This window comes from Peribacillus sp. NPDC097198 (assembly GCF_044762055.1).
GTDB lineage: Bacteria > Bacillota > Bacilli > Bacillales > DSM-1321 > Peribacillus.
Genome location: NZ_JBIWDO010000004.1, coordinates 375910 through 395246, shown reverse-complemented (window position 1 = coordinate 395246; position 19337 = coordinate 375910). Strand labels below are relative to the sequence as shown.

Annotated in this window: 12 protein-coding genes and 1 riboswitch; of the genes, 1 reads left to right on the top strand and 11 read right to left on the bottom strand. The window is 39.7% G+C overall.

The genetic code is table 11. The annotated features are described in order from the left end of the window. Positions 1-154: 154 nt before the first annotated feature. From odhB to ku, 9 genes are all read right to left on the bottom strand, one after another. Positions 155-1411: a 2-oxoglutarate dehydrogenase complex dihydrolipoyllysine-residue succinyltransferase gene (gene odhB, locus ACIQXQ_RS09695; RefSeq protein ID WP_402956919.1), complete on the bottom strand. Its 1257-nt coding sequence runs from the start codon at positions 1409-1411 to the stop codon at positions 155-157. Between the two features lies 1 nt (position 1412). Beyond that, entirely contained in the window at positions 1413-4259 is a 2847-nt protein-coding gene (locus ACIQXQ_RS09690) for a 2-oxoglutarate dehydrogenase E1 component (RefSeq protein WP_402956917.1), read from the bottom strand. A gap of 353 nt (positions 4260-4612) precedes the next feature. Beyond that, entirely contained in the window at positions 4613-5383 is a 771-nt protein-coding gene (locus ACIQXQ_RS09685; protein WP_402956915.1) for a dioxygenase family protein, read from the bottom strand. Between the two features lie 84 nt (positions 5384-5467). After that, complete coding sequence (locus ACIQXQ_RS09680) at positions 5468-6226, bottom strand: polysaccharide deacetylase family protein (protein WP_402868874.1); 759 nt, start codon at positions 6224-6226, stop codon at positions 5468-5470. 203 nt (positions 6227-6429) lie between these two features. Next, positions 6430-9879 (bottom strand): methionine synthase, encoded by a 3450-nt coding sequence (gene metH / locus ACIQXQ_RS09675; protein ID WP_402956913.1) that lies wholly within the window; start codon positions 9877-9879, stop codon positions 6430-6432. Next, positions 9872-11719 (bottom strand): bifunctional homocysteine S-methyltransferase/methylenetetrahydrofolate reductase, encoded by a 1848-nt coding sequence (locus tag ACIQXQ_RS09670; RefSeq protein WP_402956911.1) that lies wholly within the window; start codon positions 11717-11719, stop codon positions 9872-9874. Before ACIQXQ_RS09670 ends, metH begins: the two co-directional genes overlap by 8 nt. Before the next feature lie 106 nt (positions 11720-11825). Further along, a riboswitch (SAM riboswitch) is annotated at positions 11826-11924 on the bottom strand. A 110-nt stretch (positions 11925-12034) separates the two neighbouring features. After that, positions 12035-12676: an MOSC domain-containing protein gene (locus tag ACIQXQ_RS09665; RefSeq protein WP_402956909.1), complete on the bottom strand. Its 642-nt coding sequence runs from the start codon at positions 12674-12676 to the stop codon at positions 12035-12037. A 485-nt stretch (positions 12677-13161) separates the two neighbouring features. Continuing rightward, positions 13162-13836: a phosphatase PAP2 family protein gene (locus tag ACIQXQ_RS09660; protein WP_402868881.1), complete on the bottom strand. Its 675-nt coding sequence runs from the start codon at positions 13834-13836 to the stop codon at positions 13162-13164. Positions 13837-13925: 89 nt separating this feature from the next. Beyond that, a complete protein-coding gene (gene ku, locus ACIQXQ_RS09655) occupies positions 13926-14768 on the bottom strand; it encodes a non-homologous end joining protein Ku (protein ID WP_402868883.1) in 843 nt (280 codons plus the stop codon). A gap of 137 nt (positions 14769-14905) precedes the next feature. Between ku and ligD the strand changes: the two genes are divergently transcribed. Further along, a complete protein-coding gene (ligD, locus tag ACIQXQ_RS09650; RefSeq protein WP_402868885.1) occupies positions 14906-16768 on the top strand; it encodes a DNA ligase D in 1863 nt (620 codons plus the stop codon). An 84-nt stretch (positions 16769-16852) separates the two neighbouring features. Here the strand turns inward: ligD and dapF are convergent, their stop codons facing one another. Beyond that, positions 16853-17839 carry a diaminopimelate epimerase gene (gene dapF / locus ACIQXQ_RS09645; protein ID WP_402956907.1) on the bottom strand — a complete coding sequence of 329 codons (987 nt, stop codon included), beginning with the start codon at positions 17837-17839 and terminating at the stop codon, positions 16853-16855. 181 nt (positions 17840-18020) lie between these two features. Continuing rightward, positions 18021-19313 carry an NCS2 family permease gene (locus ACIQXQ_RS09640; protein ID WP_402956905.1) on the bottom strand — a complete coding sequence of 431 codons (1293 nt, stop codon included), beginning with the start codon at positions 19311-19313 and terminating at the stop codon, positions 18021-18023. Between the last annotated feature and the right edge of the window lie 24 nt (positions 19314-19337).

Here is a 19337-nt window from a genome sequence, read left to right as displayed (position 1 = left end):
TTATCGTTCACTTTTATTCAAAAACATTCATTTATATTAAAAAACCAATCATATTCCTGCAAGTGATGATATGATTATCTCTTTATCTATGAACTTTTCTACAAAAAAAAGCCCCCATCACCATGACAGGGGCTTTTTCATTATATAGGATTTATTAATTTTGTAATAAAAGTTGTTCAGGATCTTCAAGCATTTCTTTGATTGCCACTAGGAAACCAACTGCTTCTTTTCCATCAACGATACGGTGATCATAAGATAATGCAAGGTACATCATTGGTCTGTTTTCGATTTGATCGCCAACAGCAACAGGACGAGTCTTGATAGTATGCATACCTAGAATACCAACTTGTGGCGCATTCAAGATAGGTGTCGATAATAGGGAACCGAATGTACCACCATTTGTGATGGTAAAGGTACCACCAGATAAATCTGAAAGCGCTAATTTGTTGTTACGTGCTTTAACAGCTAGGTCCGCAATGTTTTGCTCGATTTCAGCGAAACTTTTACGATCAGCATCTCTTACAACTGGAACAACTAAGCCTTCTTCAGTCGATACGGCTACACCGATATCATAGAAGTTCTTTTTAAGGATATGATCCCCTTTGATTTCAGCATTCAATAAAGGATACTTTTTCAATGCCCCAATGACTGCTTTTGTAAAGAATGACATGAAACCAAGTTTAACGTCATTAGCTTTAACGAATGATTCTTTATGACGGCTACGTAATTCCATAACTGCAGAAAGATCGACTTCGTTGAAAGTTGTAAGCATTGCCGCTTCAGATTGGACTTGAACTAAACGTTTAGCAATGGTTTGACGACGGCGTGTCATTTTCACTACTTCTATACGGTCATCGTTGGCTTCAATAGGAGCTGCCGCTTGTTTAGTAGCTGCAGGTGCTTTTGGAGCTACTGCAGGTGCTTTACTTGCTGCTTCCACGTCTTGTACACGTACACGGCCTAGTGGATCAACAACAGGTACTTGAGTTAAGTCAATTCCTTTTTCACGAGCTAATTTTCTAGCAGCTGGTGATGCAATAACTTGTTGAGTGGAAGATGCTTCTTTCGTTTCAGCCTTTGGAGCTTCTTTGGCAGGTGCTGCTTGTTCCACTTTAGCTGGTTCTTGTTTCACTTCTTCAGCTTTTGGAGCTTCCTTAGCAGGTGCTGCTGCCGATCCATTTTCATCCACGATGGCAATAGCTTGTCCAACTTGAACAGTGTCGCCTTCTTCAGCTAAAAGTTCAGTAAGGGTCCCAGTGTAATCAGAGATGATTTCCACGTTTACTTTATCTGTTTCCAGTTCAAGGACATAATCTCCCTTTTCAACATGGTCACCAGGTTGCTTTAACCATTGCGCAATAGATCCTTCAGAAATTGATTCTGCTAATTCAGGCACTTTTACTTCAGCCATTTTATTTATCCCCCTCATTATTGCGTGTAATTGCTTGACTCATAATCCGTTGTTGTTCATTTTTATGGACAAGTGGATCTCCCTCAGCCGGGCTTGATCTACGTTTTCTACCGATATACGTTACAGAAAGATTTCCAGGAGCAGCCGCATTTAAGCGAGGTTCAACAAATGTCCAAGCTCCCATGTTTTTCGGTTCTTCTTGAGCCCAGTAGATTTCTTTAAGGTTCGTATATTTTTTCAATGCTTCTTGAACTCCAGTGAACGGGAATGGATAAATCTCCTCGATACTGATGATTTGCAACCAATCGGTATTTTGTTCAGTAGCTACTTTATCACGTAGTTCTACAGCTAATTTACCGCTTGCAAATACAATGCGCTCAACAGCTTTAGGTTTTTTGCCTAGCGTTTTCGTTTCAATGAATGATTCAAAACTTCCTGTGCTGAACTCTTCTGGAGTAGATGCCATCACTTGGTTACGAAGCATACTCTTCGGTGTCATGATAACAAGCGGACGCACTTGTTCCTGATCAAGTATTTTAGCTTGTCTTCTAAGGACATGGAAATACTGAGCTGCAGAACTTAAGTTAGCAACTGTCCAGTTATTTTCAGCTGCTAATTGAAGGAAACGTTCCAGGCGAGCACTTGAATGTTCTGGTCCTTGTCCTTCGTATCCGTGTGGAAGAAGCATAACAAGTCCAGATTTTTGACCCCATTTTGCACGGCCAGCCGCAATGAATTGGTCAAAGATTACTTGTGCCGTATTGGCGAAATCACCGAATTGGCCTTCCCAAAGTACAAGTGTTTCTGGAGCAAAAACATTATATCCATATTCATAAGCAAGTACTGCCGTTTCAGTAAGCGGACTGTTATGGACAGCGAAAGATGCTTTGGCAGATTCAAGAGTATGAAGCGGTGAATATGTTTTGCCGTTCACGCTATCATGCAGCATGATGTTACGTTGTGCGAATGTTCCACGTTCTGAATCTTGACCAGTTAAACGGATTGGTGTGGCATCATTTAAAATCGTTGCAAATGCAAGCGTTTCAGCATGTGCCCAGTCAATTTTACCGTTTTCACCAAACGAATCCAGACGACGGGACAAGATTTTACCTAATTTTTTATTAGGCGTAAATCCTTCTGGCCATTTCACAAGTTGTTCATTGATTGAAATAAGTTCTTCCTTAGATACAGCTGTATCAATCGTAGGAATGCCTTTTTCAATTATTCCCGGAGGATTTACTTCTTTGGAAGCTTCCGGTTTGTTTCCAGAAATTTTGGCATAGGCTTCTGCAAGTTTAGTATCCACTTGTTTTGCCATTTCTTTCACTTCATTTTCTGTAAACTCTCCAGATTCAATCAGTTGTTTACCGTAAATTTCTTTAACTGTTGGATGCTTATGAATCAAAGCATACATTTCAGGTTGTGTGACCAATGGCTCATCCATTTCATTATGGCCGAAACGTCTGTAACCGATTAAGTCAATCAAGAAATCTTTTTTGTATTTTTCACGATATTGGATGGCAAGATTAACTGCAGCCATACATGCTTCGGGATCATCAGCATTAACGTGGACTATAGGTACTTCAAAACCTTTTGCAAGATCACTCGCATATCTAGTTGAACGTGAATCTTCACTTTCGGTAGTGAAACCAATCGTGTTATTAGCGATGATGTGGATTGCCCCACCAACTTGGTAACCGCGTAGACGGCTTAAGTTAAACGTTTCAGGTACGATACCTTCACCTGGGAACGCAGCATCACCATGAATAAGGATTGCTAGTGACTTATCAATATCTTGCACTGGGAAGCCTTTTGCTGTCCTGTCTTCTTGAGCCGCACGAGAGTAACCTTCCACGATTGGGCCAACTACTTCCAAGTGACTTGGGTTATTGGCAAGCGTAATTCTTGCTTTCTGTACGCTTTCTTTTGTAATTTGTTTATCCAAACCTAGGTGGTATTTAACATCGCCAGTCCAACCATAATTAATGCCGGTTGAGCCTTCTGATGGGACTAAATCCTTATTAGGTGAGTGTTGGAATTCAGAGAAAATCACTTCATATGGTTTTCCAAGGACATGTGCCAGGACATTAAGACGTCCGCGGTGAGCCATGGCAATATTCACATTGCCAGTTCCATTTTGGACAGTCTGTGAAATCATCTCGTCTAACACTGGAACCAATGCATCTAGACCTTCAATAGAGAAACGCTTTTGCCCTACAAATGTACGATGTAGGAACTTTTCAAATCCTTCAACTTCATTCAGACGTTTTAGCATTAATGCTTTTTTCTCTTTTGAAACTTCAGGGAACATTTTACCAGATTCGACCATATCAGTAAGCCATTGCTTTTCATCCAAGTCATTTACATGGTGAAATCCAAAGGCTATTGTTTTTGTATAAAGTTGTTTAAGATATTGGAAAGCTTCGTATCCGTCTTTTACGTTTTCAGGTGATTGCGCGCAAATAAGATCAGCCGGTATTTTCCGTAAATCCTCAACCGTCAAATCGTATTTTTCAAAGTGGATTTGCTCTGTATCTGGCTTGTCTTCAATCAATGGATAAATGCTTGAAGCAAGATGTCCATATGCACGAATATTTTCTGCCAATTTTACTGCAGACATAATTTTCTTCATTGAAAGGACTTCACCAGTCTGTGGTGCACTTTCCATTACAGTGCCTGCCTCTACTTCAAATGAAGGAGGACCAGCAACCTCAAAAAAGTTTTTCAGTTCCGGATCTACTTCTTCCGGATTAACTTGAAATAAATCGTATTGCTCCATGACATACCCAAGGTTTGGACCAGAAAAAGATTTCCATGGGTCGTAAGCCTTAGCATCCTTGATGGTCATTTTTGTAAACCCCCAAATTTTTCTCATAATTTCGTTTTATCCATCCCCAAATTCCTTCTTCTAACATTTCCCCAAATAGATAATTTATAATAAATAACTTGGTCATTGAATAATAAAATTTTAAAGGATAAAACGTTTTCAGATGCTATATTAACATGTTTTTGTCGAAATATCCAAGGGTTTCACCTCTTTATACACCCTTTTTCAAACTATTATTCTGTTTAATTCGCCTTATTTCGTCTTAAATAGACCTTTTATCTTTTTTAAGTCTATTTTTTCTAAAAAAAGATTTTTCTATTTTCGTATATTAATTCAAACAAGCTAGATTTCGCACGATTGAAAACCCTTTCAACTCAAGCAAACTCCCAAGCTGTCAAACTTAAGTTTCCATACTGAAAACTACGATGCAACATTTTTGCCTTTTTATTGGAATCTCCTGCTCCCATCGCAATGATCAAGGGAATGAAGTGACCTTTAAATGGCACCGCCTCGGAACTATATGGCCCTATTCTTTCATAATCAAACAAGGATTCCAAATCCCACTTCTCTACCTGTTCTTCCACCCAGTTTTCAAAACGGATTGCCCACCCCTCCGCAACATGCAGGTCTGGCTGAATCTGGTTAAAATTATGCACAATCCCACCGCTACCAATTATAAGGACGTTATTCCGTTTGAGAGCCCCCAGCATTTTCCCGATTTCATACTGTTTTTCAAACGGTAGGTCGGAACTGATCGATAATGAAACTATCGGTATATCAACTTTAGGATACATGAGATGCAACAGCCCCCATGCCCCATGATCGAGAGGACGCCTTTCATCAAGCTCCCCCCATATGCCAACTCGTGACAACAGGGTTAAAATCTTATCGGAAAGCTCCAAATTTCCTGAAGCGGGATAGGATACCTGGTAAATTTCTTCCGGAAAATCGATATAATCATAAAGGATTTCATGCTTCTTGACAGCTGAAACCAACTGTTCATCACTTTCCCAATGGGCTGACAGAATGACTATTGCAGTTGGCTTCTCAATTTCTTTTGTATAAGCTTTTAAAAACTCGGTGTAGCTATTCTCTTCCAAGGCTAATAATGGCGTTCCATGTGATAAAAACAACGATGGCATCATAAAAACTTTAAATCCTTTCCAAACTATGATCTTTAAATTAAAATCCAATTACCTTTAATTTACTATAGTTGAGCTTGGCTTTCACTAATTAAATTGAACCTTTGGGGTTGTCTCATCTATCGTATCAAAGATATAGCCTTCTTTTTTTAGGATTTCTATTATCTTCGGCAGCGCTTTAACGGTATTTTTCATACTGTTGATATCATGCAGCAGGATATTAGCCTGTTTTTGATTTTTCAAGCCTCTTTGCACGGATGTGATGATTTGATGTTCGCTTATAGTAGGACTGATTCCATCCGTTGAATCTATATTCCAATCTGTATATATATACCCTTTATCCGTTAGCTGCTGAAGTATTCCATTAATGATTGGTTTTGTGCTTGCTTGTTGTCTCAGACGATTTCGTGATCCACCGGGAAGACGAACGATTCGGCTTTTTATTCCATAATCTTTTTCTAACATCGTTTCAAGACGATTTAAATCCTCAAAAAAACTATTCGTGGAACGATACACGATTGAATAGTCATGTGTATAGGAATGTAAGGCAATTTTGTGGCCTCTTCCTATCATTTCTTCATAGCATTTTTTTGCATATGGCTCTTCATTACCTTTAACAAAAAATGTTGCCTTTACTTGATACCGGTCTAAGATGTCCAGGATATCCATTGTATTCGTAGAAGGCCCGTCGTCAAAAGTTAAATAAACTGTCTTTTGGTTTTCTTTACTTTTGACGAGCGGAGTTATTTCTTCCGGAATTATTGCATGTACGGGTCCGGCAAGTGTTTCACTTAGGATCATTGAAAAACAGAATACTATCGTATATAAGTGCAATAATTTCTTCATAATTCTCCCCCTTGCTTTTTACCATTAAGGTGTACTATTCCAGGGGTTTCATGCATCAAATTTTTTTAGAATACAGGCATGGAATTATGGTCTTTAACAACTTCACTTTCTGTATCAGGAATTTATCACCATACTATTCTTAATGTGCTCTCGAAATTAACTCGCCATAATCAATAAGACAGCGGATTTAACCGCTGCCTTACTTATCTATCGACATTAAAATATCTAGCTTCAGGGTGTGCAAACACTATGGCGGAAACAGATGCCTCCGGTTCCATCATGAAACCTTCAGTCAATTCTACCCCAATATCCTGAGGCTGTAATAAGCGGAAGAGTTTTTCCTGGTCTTCCAGATTCGGGCAGGCTGGATACCCGAAAGAAAATCTTTGACCAATATACTTGGCAGCAAATCTCTCTTTCATGGTCATTTCGATAGAATCGCTAATTCCCAAATCGTCACGCATCATTTGATGGATTCTTTCAGCAAATCCTTCAGCCGTTTCGAGAGCAAGGGATTGTAGGGCATGATTTTTTAAGAAATCTCCCTCTTTCTTGAACTTTTCAGCCCACTTTCTAATGCCTCTTCCTGCTGTAACCAGGAAGAAACCAACATAGTCCATTTCGCCAGAAGAAATAGGCTTCGCAAAATCAGCCAGACAAAGGTTTGGACTTGTATCTTGCCTTGGAAAATCAAAAGTTTCCAATACTTCCTGATGATCCTCGGGATTGTATACCACTAATTTGTCACCATCACTTTGGGCGGGGAAAAATTGATATACTGCATTTAATCCATATTCAGGTTCGGATTTCAGGAATTCAATCAGCTCGTCAACCAAATCATTCAATTGTATAGCTTTATCGTTACCCTCCTTCAGTAATTCGGCCACCTTCCCTTTTAGACCCAGATGATGTCCAATCAACATCTGTCTATTGATATAGGGCTGAATGACTTCGAGTGGATATCTTTTTAGTATATGCCTTTTGACATCATGAGGTTTTTGAACCGGTACATTCCTTAGTGGAACCACACTTACTGGCTTACGTTCCGGTTTTTCAATTAATGCGGCGATGGCAGCATTGGCTTTTGCCTTTTCACGTTTATTTTTCAGTTCCTCTAGGTATACCATTTTTCTGTTCGTATCATGTAGGATATTCGTTACGACCAAACCATCCATCGCATCCTTAGAATATAGAACAGGCCCATCGTATTCGGGTGAGATTTTAAAATCGGTGAACTTACGGGATAATGCGGCACCCCCCACCAAAATTGGGGTGTCAATCCCAGCCTGTTTCAAATCCTGTGCTGTTAAGATCATTTGCTGAGCTGACTTTACAAGCAGGCCCGATAAACCGATAATGGTAGGTTCATGTTTCCGTACTTCCTCAATGATTTGCTGCGGTGCAACCTTAATTCCAAGGTCCACTACTTCATAACCATTATTGGAAAGAATGATATCGACAAGGTTTTTACCGATATCATGGACATCCCCTTTGACAGTGGCCAAAAGAATTTTGCCTTTTTTAGCATGATCCTCTGAATTTTCCATAAGCGGTTCAAGATGTGAAACAGCGGCTTTCATTGCCTCGGCACTTTGAAGCACTTCTGCCACAATAAGTTGGTTATCATTGAATAACCGCCCCACTTCGCTCATTCCATCCATCAATGGTCCATTAATGATTTCCAGTGGAGCATCACCACGCTCTATGGCTTCATTCAAGTCCTCGATCAATCCTTCTTTTGTACCCTCGATTATGTAGTTACCTAACCTTTCATCTAATGGAAGAATAATTCCATCATCTTTCTTTTCAGCTTTTTTACCACGATAAAATTCAGTGAAGGTCGCCAGTGTTTCTGTTGAGGTATCAAATAAAAGTGCTTCAGCAAGCTTCACTTCCACTTCTGGTATTAAAGCAAACCGTTCGAGTTTTTCCGTATTCACAATCGCGTAATCTAGTCCAGCTTTCGTACAATGATAAAGAAAAACGGCATTCAATATTTCCCTTCCACGTGAAGGCAAGCCAAACGAAACATTTGAAATCCCAAGAATCGTCAAACATTCAGGGAATTTTTCCTTGATTGCTTTAATTCCTTTTACTGTTTCCAATGCGGAGCCAATATATTGTTCATCTCCTGTACCGACTGGAAATACAAGCGGATCAAAAATCAAGTCACTTTTCTTTAGGCCGTATTTGTTTACAAGTAAATCCACTGAGCGAGTAGCTACTTCTATTTTTCGTTCGGCATCTACCGCCATACCAATTTCATCAATCGTTCCTACTACGACAGCCGAACCGTATTGATGAATAAGTGGAACGATTTTTTCAAACCTCTCTTCACCATCTTCGAGATTGATTGAGTTTATGATGGATTTCCCTTGGGAATGTTTCAAGGCTTGTTCAAGAACGGCTTCATCAGTTGTATCGATGACTAAAGGGACCTTTACCTTTTTGACGACCTCTTCAATGAATTCTTTCATGTCACCGAACTCATCTCCATCAGGGTCTGCCAGACAGATATCAATGACATGCGCACCTTTCTTAACTTGTGCCCGGGCAATCTCCGCTGCTGGTTCGTATTTCTTAGCACGAATCAATTCCTTGAATTTACGAGATCCAATGACATTCGTTCGCTCTCCGACAAACAGGGGTCGCATTGAGTCGTCATAAATAAGCGGCTCGATGCCAGATACGGCATGACCATGTGCAACCTCAGGTAATTTCCGTGGTTGAATATCTTTAAGAACTCTTGAGAGCTCTTTAATGTGTTCAGGAGTAGTACCACAACAGCCACCAATGATATTGACCCAGCCTTTTTCTGCAAATTGTTTCATTTTCTCGGCTAGGGAAGTGGGAGATTCATGGTAATGCCCCTCTTCATCAGGCAATCCTGCATTTGGATAACAGCTAATCGCATTGTCGGATAGATCTGCTAGAGTACGGATATGGTCAATCATAAACTCTGGGCCTGTCGCACAGTTCAAACCGACAGCCAGAGGGTTCATATGCTCTACAGATAAATAAAATGCCTCTATGGATTGACCGGCTAACGTCGTTCCCATCGGCTCGATTGTTCCTGAAATCATTATCGGTACTTCCTTGCCAGTTTTAGCGATGGCCGATCTAATTCCAGAAAAGGCCGCCTTTACATTGAGCATATCTTGACAGGTTTCCACGAGTAATAAGTCTACCCCACCGTCTATAAGGCCAAGTGCCTGTTCCTCATATGAATCGGTCAATATATCGAAAGTCGTTCCACCTGTAACAGATAAAGTTTTTGTCGTTGGTCCCATAGAACCCGCTACATACCTGGGCCAATTATCACTTGAATATTTTTCACATGCTTTTACGGCAAGCTCTGCCGATACTTTATTAAGTTCATATGCAAGCGTGCTTAATTGATATTCATCCAGCACTAAGCTTGTGGCACCAAAGGTATTAGTCTCTATAATATCGGCACCTGCCGCTAAATATTTTTCATGGATGGTTTGAATGATTTCAGGACGGGTTAACGATAAATACTCATTACACCCTTCGTATTGTTCTCCACCGAAATCCTCGGCCGTTAAATCTTCAGCTTGAATCATGGTGCCCATTGCTCCATCAAGAAGAAGAATCTTTGATTGTAATTGCACGTTAATTTCCCTTTTACTCATGTCCTGCCACCTCAGATGTTTGTTTACGATCATGATCCTTAATATATGTAGTAAGTTCCGCTGTCATTTCATAGCGTAAGAAAGGCGTTATTAAGTAAATTCCCTTGAACCTCTCTTGGGCTGCGTCTACCAATTCCCTTGCTATATTTATAGCTTCAATCCTTGATTTTACTGGATCAGCTCCCGCTGAGGCCATTGCTTTCCGTACACTGTCAGGTAATTTAATCCCCGGTATTTCATTATGGATGAATTCGGCATTCCTCGTACTGGTAAGGGGCATTATCCCCATGAAAATCGGTGTTTCCAAATGTTTTGTCGCCTGATAGACTTCTTCTATTTGTTCTACTGAATAAACTGGCTGTGTCAAAAACGAATGAGCACCGCAAGCGATTTTCTTTTCCATTCTCTGAACAGCCTTATCGAGATATTTCACATTTGGATTAAAAGCTGCGGAAATCTTGAAATTAGCCCGTTTCCCTAGACTTTGTCCGGAATAGGAGTAGCCCTCATTGAATTGCTTAACCAGACTTATCAAATCGAATGAAGATAAATCATAGACAGACGTTGCCCCCGGGAAATCACCAATCTTAGAAGGATCCCCAGTGATAACTAAAACTTCATCCAGCCCGACTGTATGCAACCCCATTAAATGGGATTGCAATCCAATAAGATTTCGGTCCCTGCACGTAATATGGACCATCGGATTCACCCCTAATTCAGCCTTTAATAAATTGGCTAAGGTCGAATTCGATATCCTTGGTGAAGCAAGTGAATTATCAGCTAAAGTAATGGAATCCACCCCAGCTTTTTTCAAGGCTTCAGCTCCTGCCATAAACGTTTCGATTCCTAACTTTTTCGGTGGATCAAGCTCAACTAGGATCGTTCTATCCGTTTTTGCCTTTTCATGAAGAGCTAATTCTTGTTTTTGGTTATTCACTTCAATAATTTCTATATGTCGAGCTTTCGTAATTTTTTCCTTGACTGGCGCTAAAGTGCCAATCATTTCGTTCACAGCTTGTATATGTAGTGGTGTCGTACCACAGCAACCCCCTATAATGGTTGCTCCTTGTTTTCGTAATTCGAGTGCACTTGAACCGAAATATTCTGGTTCCGCTTTATAGACCAGTCTCCCATCCACATAATCTGGAAGACTTGCATTAGGATAGATAGCAATCGACGCCTGCATAGGCAATTTCACTTCTTCCAGTGCCCTTATCATATGATGGGGGCCCAGACGGCAATTCACCCCAACGACATCTGCACCTAGGTACTCTAGCTTTTGAAAAGCTTCATTCAAATGAAATCCATTTTGAAGATTTCCAAGTTCATGCATCGATACATTTGCAATAATCGGCAGGTCCGTTTCCTTTTTAGCAATTTGAAGCACCGTTTCAAGCTCTTCAAAATCATAGAATGTTTCAAGAAGAATTCCATCGGGATCTTCCAGGAGCAAACTGTATAATTGTTCTCGAAAACCCCGTTTTATTTCTTCTATACTTAAATCCGATTTACGTATACTACGCTGGGCCCCAATTGTACCAAAAACATAAGCCTTCCCTTTCGCTACTTGTTTAGCAAGGCTGACTCCTTGGCGATTGATCCGACTGACTTCTTCCTCCAGCCCATACCGTTTCAATTTATTGAAATTGGCACCATATGTATTGGTTTGCAGAATATCTGCACCCGCTTCTAAATAGGCCCTATGTATAGACTCAATTTTATCAGGATTGGTGCAATTTATTTCCTCATAACATTGATCGATTCCATAGGAGTACAACAACGTACCCATCGCGCCGTCTCCAACTAGCATTCTTTCCTTCAATTCACTACGAAAATCCAATTAGTACACCCTCTCTTAAAAACACTATGGTTTTTGTCGGTTTCTATGAGTGTGAGAGTAAAGAAAAAAAACCTTCTCAAAGAAGAAGGCTTTTTTCGAAACATTCTCCTCATCTATCAAGCTCTGCTTGCTGGATTTAGCACCTTTGCCTAGGCTGGTTGCTGAGGTTTCATTGGGCCAGTCCCTTCACCTCTCTCGATAAGATTTATTAAATTTAATTTTCTAAACATTTCAAAATTTATTTATATTTAATTTACATGAATCATCTGATAATTTCAAGAGTATATTTTCATTTTTTCATTTTCTTCAGACTTTTTAACGATACATCCTTTTAGAAAGCAAGACTCCCCATTCTTCTGACAAGGATTCAATGGAAAGCAAGGACATTGCCCCCTCCTCCCCATCACGCTTATGAAGGATGACATCCGTTGCATAAAGTACCGTAACCTTATCTTGAAGCCTATCCAATAACACGATATCATCTTGTTGGCCAATTACCCCTTCTTGTAAGACCCTAGCAAAATAGCCAGTTAGATTAGTGTCCATCACCAATTTCAAAAACTCTGGCTCTTTGTTAAAGTGGGAGATGGTCGAGCAAGGAATACGCCCCTGTGTAATCTGAATAACGGTCCCGCCAATGCGATAGATATCGCCTATAAACGTTTGACGTTCAGTCATTCCAGCAATCGTCAAATTCTCCCCAAATGCAGGGATGGAAAGCTGCTTATTGAATGTTCGATTCCATAAATCATAATGCTCAAAGGGATAAAAACATAGAGCACGGTCAGGCCCTCCATGGAACTTTCTATTACCCACTCCATCCCCATCAATCCCTGATTTTGTTACGGTGATATAGTCGATGGCCTTCTTATCCATTGCCGTTTTGATCTTTACCCCCGAAAGCTCCTCCTCTTTTGGCATCCCAATTTGAAGAGACATGATTTTACGATTTTCCATTGGACATCTTCCATTTCTTTTAAATTTCCAGATTGCAATAAAGAAACATTCTTTATATTCAATCTATTCAATTATTTGATTATACCAAACAAAAGCAATAACCTCTTTACTAGGTATAAAATTCGATGTGAAAAGAGAATGATATAAAAATAATCCCTTTGTTTTAGTAATTTAGTTGCTATTTCCAAATTAATTATGATAGAATATGAACACAATATATAGTCGAAAAAGACAATCCGTCGCCTATATGTTGATTCACGATTAATTTCCTCATTGTCGCTCTTTAGGGGGCGAATTTTTTTGTCTCCTTTTAAAAAGGATGGAAAACAGTAGATCCTTACTAATTATTTATACCTAACAAGTAACTACCAAATTGAACAAGAGACCTTCTTTTAATGAAAATTTATAGGTACGATCATTACTTTCCTCACAGTACACCACTTTTTTGATAATTTTGGTGATTTTCTTATGCCTTCATTTTCCCCTTAGCTTCTATTTTTTCGCCCCTTATATTCCAGGTATCGTAACAGCCATGCCGATATCGTTAGCCAAGCAGCTCCGGCAACAAAACCTGCCACAACATCGCTCGGGTAATGCACCCCTAGATAAATGCGGCTCCATCCAATGACCAATGAAGCCAAAAAAGCCAAAAACCATATAATGCCGTTCATATATTTACTTTTGACGATTCGTAAACATACAACTGCAATGCTTCCGTAAACGATAACCGAAGCCATAGAGTGACCACTAGGAAAACTATATCCGGAAACGGATAATAATGGAGCGATATCGGGTCTTTCCCTTTGAAAAAGATATTTTAGCCCCCAATTAAATACCCCACCCATTGCTGAAGTGATTATTAAGTATAAAGCAAGCTGTTTTCTTCTGTATAAGGCCAAAATCAAGGCAAATATACCAATTAGTACGACTATCCATGTCACCGACCCAAAAAATGTGAGCGTAGTCACAAAGCTGATAAATTGTTCACTAAAGGGCACTTGGATGAAATTGATAAGGACTTTATCAAATTCGATTAACTCCCCTTCCTTCAGTTCTTCCACAATTTCAATAAAAATGAAAAAATAAACTAGGATTAAACCAGCCATCATGGCAATATAAAGAAGTTTTTTTGAAATATGTATGCTAAAAAAGTTATGCATTCTCGGACACCACCTTTTCCCTCATTTACCACGCTACCTCTAGGATAAAACAAAAAAAGCCTAAGCGATAGATTTCGCTCAGGCTTTTTTTACGCTTGTTTCTTTTTAGGCTCCGCTCTTTTGCGTGTAGTCTTTTTCTTTACAACCATTTTCTCCGGCTTCGTCCTGTCAATGGACGCTTGTAAAGCTGCCATTAAATCCGTCACATTATTGGCCACGGGTTCTTTAGATTTTGCTGTAATGGTTTTCTCGCCAGTTTTCTTTGATTCAATCAATTCAAGCAAAGCTGTTCGATAATCATCTTTGTATTTAGTCGGATCAAACGTCGATGTCAACTGATCAATTAATAATATGGCCGTATCGATTTCTTTTTTTGCAATGGCATCATTAGCAGGAATATTAGGAACGTCGGTTGCAGAACGAACCTCATCAGGGTAATGAATGGTTTCCATCAATAATGTGTTATCCACTACCCGAAGGATAGCCATTTGTTCTTTGGAACGAATGATGATTTTAGCGAGACCAACCTTGCCTGACTCCAAGAGTGCTTCCCTCAAAAGAGAATAGGCTTTTGTACCGCCATCGTTTGGAGACATATAATAGCTTCGGTTGAAATAGATTGGATCAATTTCCTCTATTTTAACAAAATCAATGATTTCCACTGCCTTATCTTCATTTTGTTTTTTTAATTGCTCAAGTTCATTGTCTTCTAGGACAACAAACTTTCCTTTTGTATACTCAAACGCACGAACAATATCATCCTTGCCTACTTCTTTCTGGCAAACTGGACAAACCTTTTCATATTTTATCGGTGAATGGCATTCCTTATGCAAAGTTCGTAAGGATATATCCTTATCTTCCGTTGCCGCATGAAGCTTTATCGGGATATTCACCAATCCAAAAGAAATGCTGCCTTTCCATATTGTATGCAAATTCCTCACCTCATCGTTGATTAATTGATTCACTATTATTATCATTCCCATTTCTTTCAAAAAAATTATATCTCAACTCTTAAAATTAAGATTTTATGGGGAAAATACTAATAAACGCATTGAACGGAGGGAAAAATGTGATAAAACCAATGTTGCCCACCTATCATCCAGAAGCTCCTTGTTCTAAGGAATGGATATATGAAGTCAAATATGATGGCTTTCGGGCCATTTTAACGATTGAAGAAAGTAAAGTGGCAAAGCTGACGAGCCGGAACGGAAAAGAGTTGCTGCCTCTTTTTCCGGAAATCGGTGAATTCCTAGAGACCTTGAACCTCGAAGGTATACTTCCCCTTCAACTAGATGGAGAACTAGTTTGGCTAACCAATGAAGCCAAGGCAGACTTTTCCGAGATACAGTGGCGTGGACGTTTGAGAAACCAAACATTGATATCCGAGGCTTCCACCCTCTCCCCATGCCGATTCATAGTGTTTGACTTACTAACCTTAAATGGAAAAGACATTACCAAACAAAACTTGTCGGAACGGAAAGCTATGTTGAAGGGCTTAGGAAAGAAACTTCATTTCCCAGAAAATCCTAGCCCCCATGAAGAAAGCCCAATCCAACTGATTGGAAACTATGATACTGCAAATGAAGCGATGAACAAGGTCATTCTCATGGATGGGGAAGGGATTGTAGCCAAGAACATCAACAGCATATGGCACGAAAAACGGTCAACCTCCTGGATCAAGGTGAAAAATTGGAGGGTATTCCCCTGCTTTATCACCGCTCTTCATAAAGAAAACGGATATATTTCAATTTCCGTTTATAAAGACGGTGTAATTACCCCGATTGGGAGCGTCAAAAATGGCATGAGTGCCCAGGATAAAACCATTTTACACGAATTGATTAAAAAAAATGCCGTCGAAGAGAATGCGAAGTTCTTTTACCTCCATCCTTCCATTTGTATCGAAGTGCAATTTCTGCATGTTCATGAAGAAAATGAATTACGGGAGCCTCAGTTTTCCCAGTGGCTGTTGCAAACGATACCAAGTGAATGTACTTGGGAGAGGTTCCTTATCAGTCAATTTACTTTTCCGGAGTCGGTCCATATAACATCCCCAGATAAACCGATTTGGGCATTTAAGGATAGAAAGGTGATAAAAGTTGAATACCTCCAATATTTACGGGAGGTGTCATCTCATTTCTTGCCTTTTCTAGCCGACAAACTTCTGACAACAATTCGTTACCCTCATGGCGCAATGAACCCTGAACGTTTTTTTCAAAAAAATAAGCCAGAGTATGCACCCGCATCGATTCAAACGTTCCTGAATGAAGACATTGAGTACATGCTATGTAATGAACTGGAAACATTGCTTTGGTTTGGCAACCAACTTGCCTTGGAGTTCCATGCACCATTTCAGAAAGCTGGCTCTACTAAACCAGATGAAATTGTATTGGATCTTGACCCTCCCTCGATTGAGTATTTTAACTTGGCGATTCATGCCGCTCTTGAAATAAAGAAAGTCTTGCTTCCATTACATATAGAAGCATTCGTAAAAACTTCAGGAAATAAGGGATTACAGATTCATATTCCACTACCGGAAGATACTTTTACTTATAAAGAGACACATATTTTCACTGATTTTCTTGGTCAATACTTAATAAGCTCCTTTCCAAATGACTTTACCTTAGAGAGAATGAAGAAAAATCGACAAAATCGACTTTATCTCGATTTTGTCCAACATAGTGAAGGGAAAACCATTATCGTCCCTTATTCCCCTCGTGGAAATCATTTCGCCGGGGTAGCCACCCCCTTATCATGGGAAGAAGTGAATGAAAACCTTAGACTGGAAGATTATACAGTGGAAACTGTACCTAACAGGATCAAAAGGTTGGGCTGCCCCTTCAAGAATTACAGGCAGATTGATAACGGCCCAGCATTTCTAGAGGTTTTATCCTTCCTTAAACAACAAAAGGGGCCTTATAAGTCCAAAAAATAAAACAGGTGAAGAAAAACGAATCGTTTTTCTTTACCTGTTTTTCTTTTTTTATAATAATTTACTGATTTGACAGCCTTTTGTCCCTTACCATTTCGTTTTCAAAAAGCTTTGTACTTCATCCTGCATCTTTGCATATAATTTTGTTTCCTCTTCATATTCATGTTTTTCAAGCACTGTGAAAACCTCTGGCTGATCGATGTCTATTTCAAGCAACGCTTTGAACTCATAGGTTGCATTTCCAATCAGGTCAATGGAATACGCATTACTCTCTTCATCATGGTGAACGATACATTTCACTTTTCCACCGTTGTTATAAACGGAAATTTCCTGTTCAAGCGAATTAAGTCCAATCGAGCAAGTAACCAGACTTGAAGCCGACATCGCAGTTCCACAAGCATTCGTGAAGCCTACACCTCTTTCGAAGGTACGAACATAAATGCTCCCAGGTGTCAGTTCTTTTACAAAACTGACATTGACCCCATCCGGAAACAGGTCATTCGGTTGGTTCACTTTCGTGGCAAGCTCTTCCTGTAAATTACTTTGCAATACATCGCTATCCACTAAGGTGATCAAGTGTGGATTTGGGACAGCCAATGCCGAAAATAGGAGGGAATCATGCAACTCAGGGAGCAATTCATTTAACAACTGATCCTTTTCTATTGCAAGCGGAAGATCCTTGACCCTAAAGCTGACCGGAGAAATTTCCACTTTGAATGTTGGAATTCCCGCATAAATATCATCCGTTTTTTCGACGAGTAAATTCACTTTCATCGTCTCAACAGTCATTTTATCAAGACCTAAAACGTCATTCATATACCTGGCCACACACCGAAGTCCATTACCACACATGGATGCTTCTGATCCATCTGCATTAAATACCCGCATTCTGGCATCTGCATGCTCACTTTTCATGACAAATAGAATGCCATCCGCTCCAAGCTTTTCTCTATTGCAAAGGACCTTCGCTAATTTTTCGCGTTCTGCCTCTGTAAAGGTCAGAGTTGTTGTTAATTCATCAATAATTAAAAAATCATTGCCCGATCCATGAATTTTAAAACCTTCAATTAACATCCTGTCACATCCTCAATGCTGTTCATTTATTTTAAATATTCTTTATCATAGCATTATAAGTTCGAACATGTCATCGGGAAAATTCCAATTAAGCGAATATTCCATCAAGAAAGCCGAGTTGCCATACAATAAAAAGCCTGTGGAGGCAATTCTACCCACTCCACAGACTCTTCAATTCATATTAACCTATTATAAAATAGATAATAAACAATATAGCGCTAACATACATTGGACCTGAAACTTCTTTCGCCTTACCTGTGACCACTTTCAGGAATGGGTATAGAATAAACCCGAAAGCCATTCCATCTGCAATACTGTAGGTAAATGGAATGAAGGTAATGATTAAAATTGCGGGGATGCTTTCTGTATAATCGCTAAAGTCCATTTTCTTAATATTTTCAAGCATGAGCATGCCGATAATGATTAAAATTGGCGCAATGGCACTATCCGGAATCACCTTAATTACCGGAATAAATAAAAGTGACAGAAGAAACAAGAACCCCGTGATGACTGATGTTAAACCGGTCCTGCCCCCTGAGGCGATGCCTGCAGCGGTCTCAACAGTGGCTACCGTCGGACTGGAACCGATAGGGCCAGAAAGAAGAACGGAAACACTCGTTGCCTGTAGAGACTTCTTATAAGCCTCCGGACGTTCGATGCTGTTCACATGTCCGTGTACAAGACCAATGTTTTCAAAGATTAGTACCATGGTCATCGCAAAAACACTTATCCAAAATTCAATTCGCCCCACCTCGATAAATGTCAGTGAAAAAAAGAGTTCACTATAAGAGGCTGTATCCAAACCAGAAAAGTGGATGTTCGAGATTTCAATCGTGCCAAAAAAGTACGCTATACAGCTACCTATGATGATCGTGATCATAAAGTTTCCTGGGACATTTTTAATAAATAAAGCAATGGCAAGTAAAAATGTCAAAATCGTTGCTAGAACAGATGGGTCACTCAAATGACCAAGTCCAAGAAGCGATGAAGAGCCCCTTGTAATAATCCCACCCTTTTCCAAACCGATTAACAGCAAAAATAAACCAAGACCAACAGAAATGGCGTCTTTTATGGAACCTGGAATGGAATCATTAATCAATTTCGAGAACTTTGTAAAAGCCACGATTACAAAAATGAGGCCCGAAACAAAAACAGCTCCAAGAGCCGATTGGAAGGATAAGCCCATTCCTTGAACCATTGTGTACGCGAACAGGGCATTGACGCCCATACCGGGGACGATGATTATTGGTACATTAGCCCACAACCCAATCAAGATACAACTCACTGCGGAAAGGATAATGGTTGCAATCACCGCTCCATTAATAGGTATACCTGCTTCAGATAAAATTAGGGAATTCACGACGAGAATATATACGATTGTGAAATAACCAACCACACCGGCAAGAATTTCACGTTTTCCATTTGTTCCATATTGGGAAAAATGAAAAAACGTTTCTAAATTTGTTTTCTTCATGTAGTATCCTTACTATGTTGTCCC

Bases quoted from the DNA above. Each gene is read 5' to 3' on its own strand.
- odhB (WP_402956919.1), bottom strand. From the start codon at position 1,411: ATGGCTGAAGTAAAAGTGCCTGAATTAGCAGAATCAATTTCTGAAGGA.
- ACIQXQ_RS09690 (WP_402956917.1), bottom strand. From the start codon at position 4,259: ATGACCATCAAGGATGCTAAGGCTTACGACCCATGGAAATCTTTTTCT.
- ACIQXQ_RS09685 (WP_402956915.1), bottom strand. From the start codon at position 5,383: ATGATGCCATCGTTGTTTTTATCACATGGAACGCCATTATTAGCCTTG.
- ACIQXQ_RS09680 (WP_402868874.1), bottom strand. From the start codon at position 6,226: ATGAAGAAATTATTGCACTTATATACGATAGTATTCTGTTTTTCAATG.
- metH (WP_402956913.1), bottom strand. From the start codon at position 9,879: ATGAGTAAAAGGGAAATTAACGTGCAATTACAATCAAAGATTCTTCTT.
- ACIQXQ_RS09665 (WP_402956909.1), bottom strand. From the start codon at position 12,676: ATGGAAAATCGTAAAATCATGTCTCTTCAAATTGGGATGCCAAAAGAG.
- ACIQXQ_RS09660 (WP_402868881.1), bottom strand. From the start codon at position 13,836: ATGCATAACTTTTTTAGCATACATATTTCAAAAAAACTTCTTTATATT.
- dapF (WP_402956907.1), bottom strand. From the start codon at position 17,839: ATGTTAATTGAAGGTTTTAAAATTCATGGATCGGGCAATGATTTTTTA.
- ACIQXQ_RS09640 (WP_402956905.1), bottom strand. From the start codon at position 19,313: ATGAAGAAAACAAATTTAGAAACGTTTTTTCATTTTTCCCAATATGGA.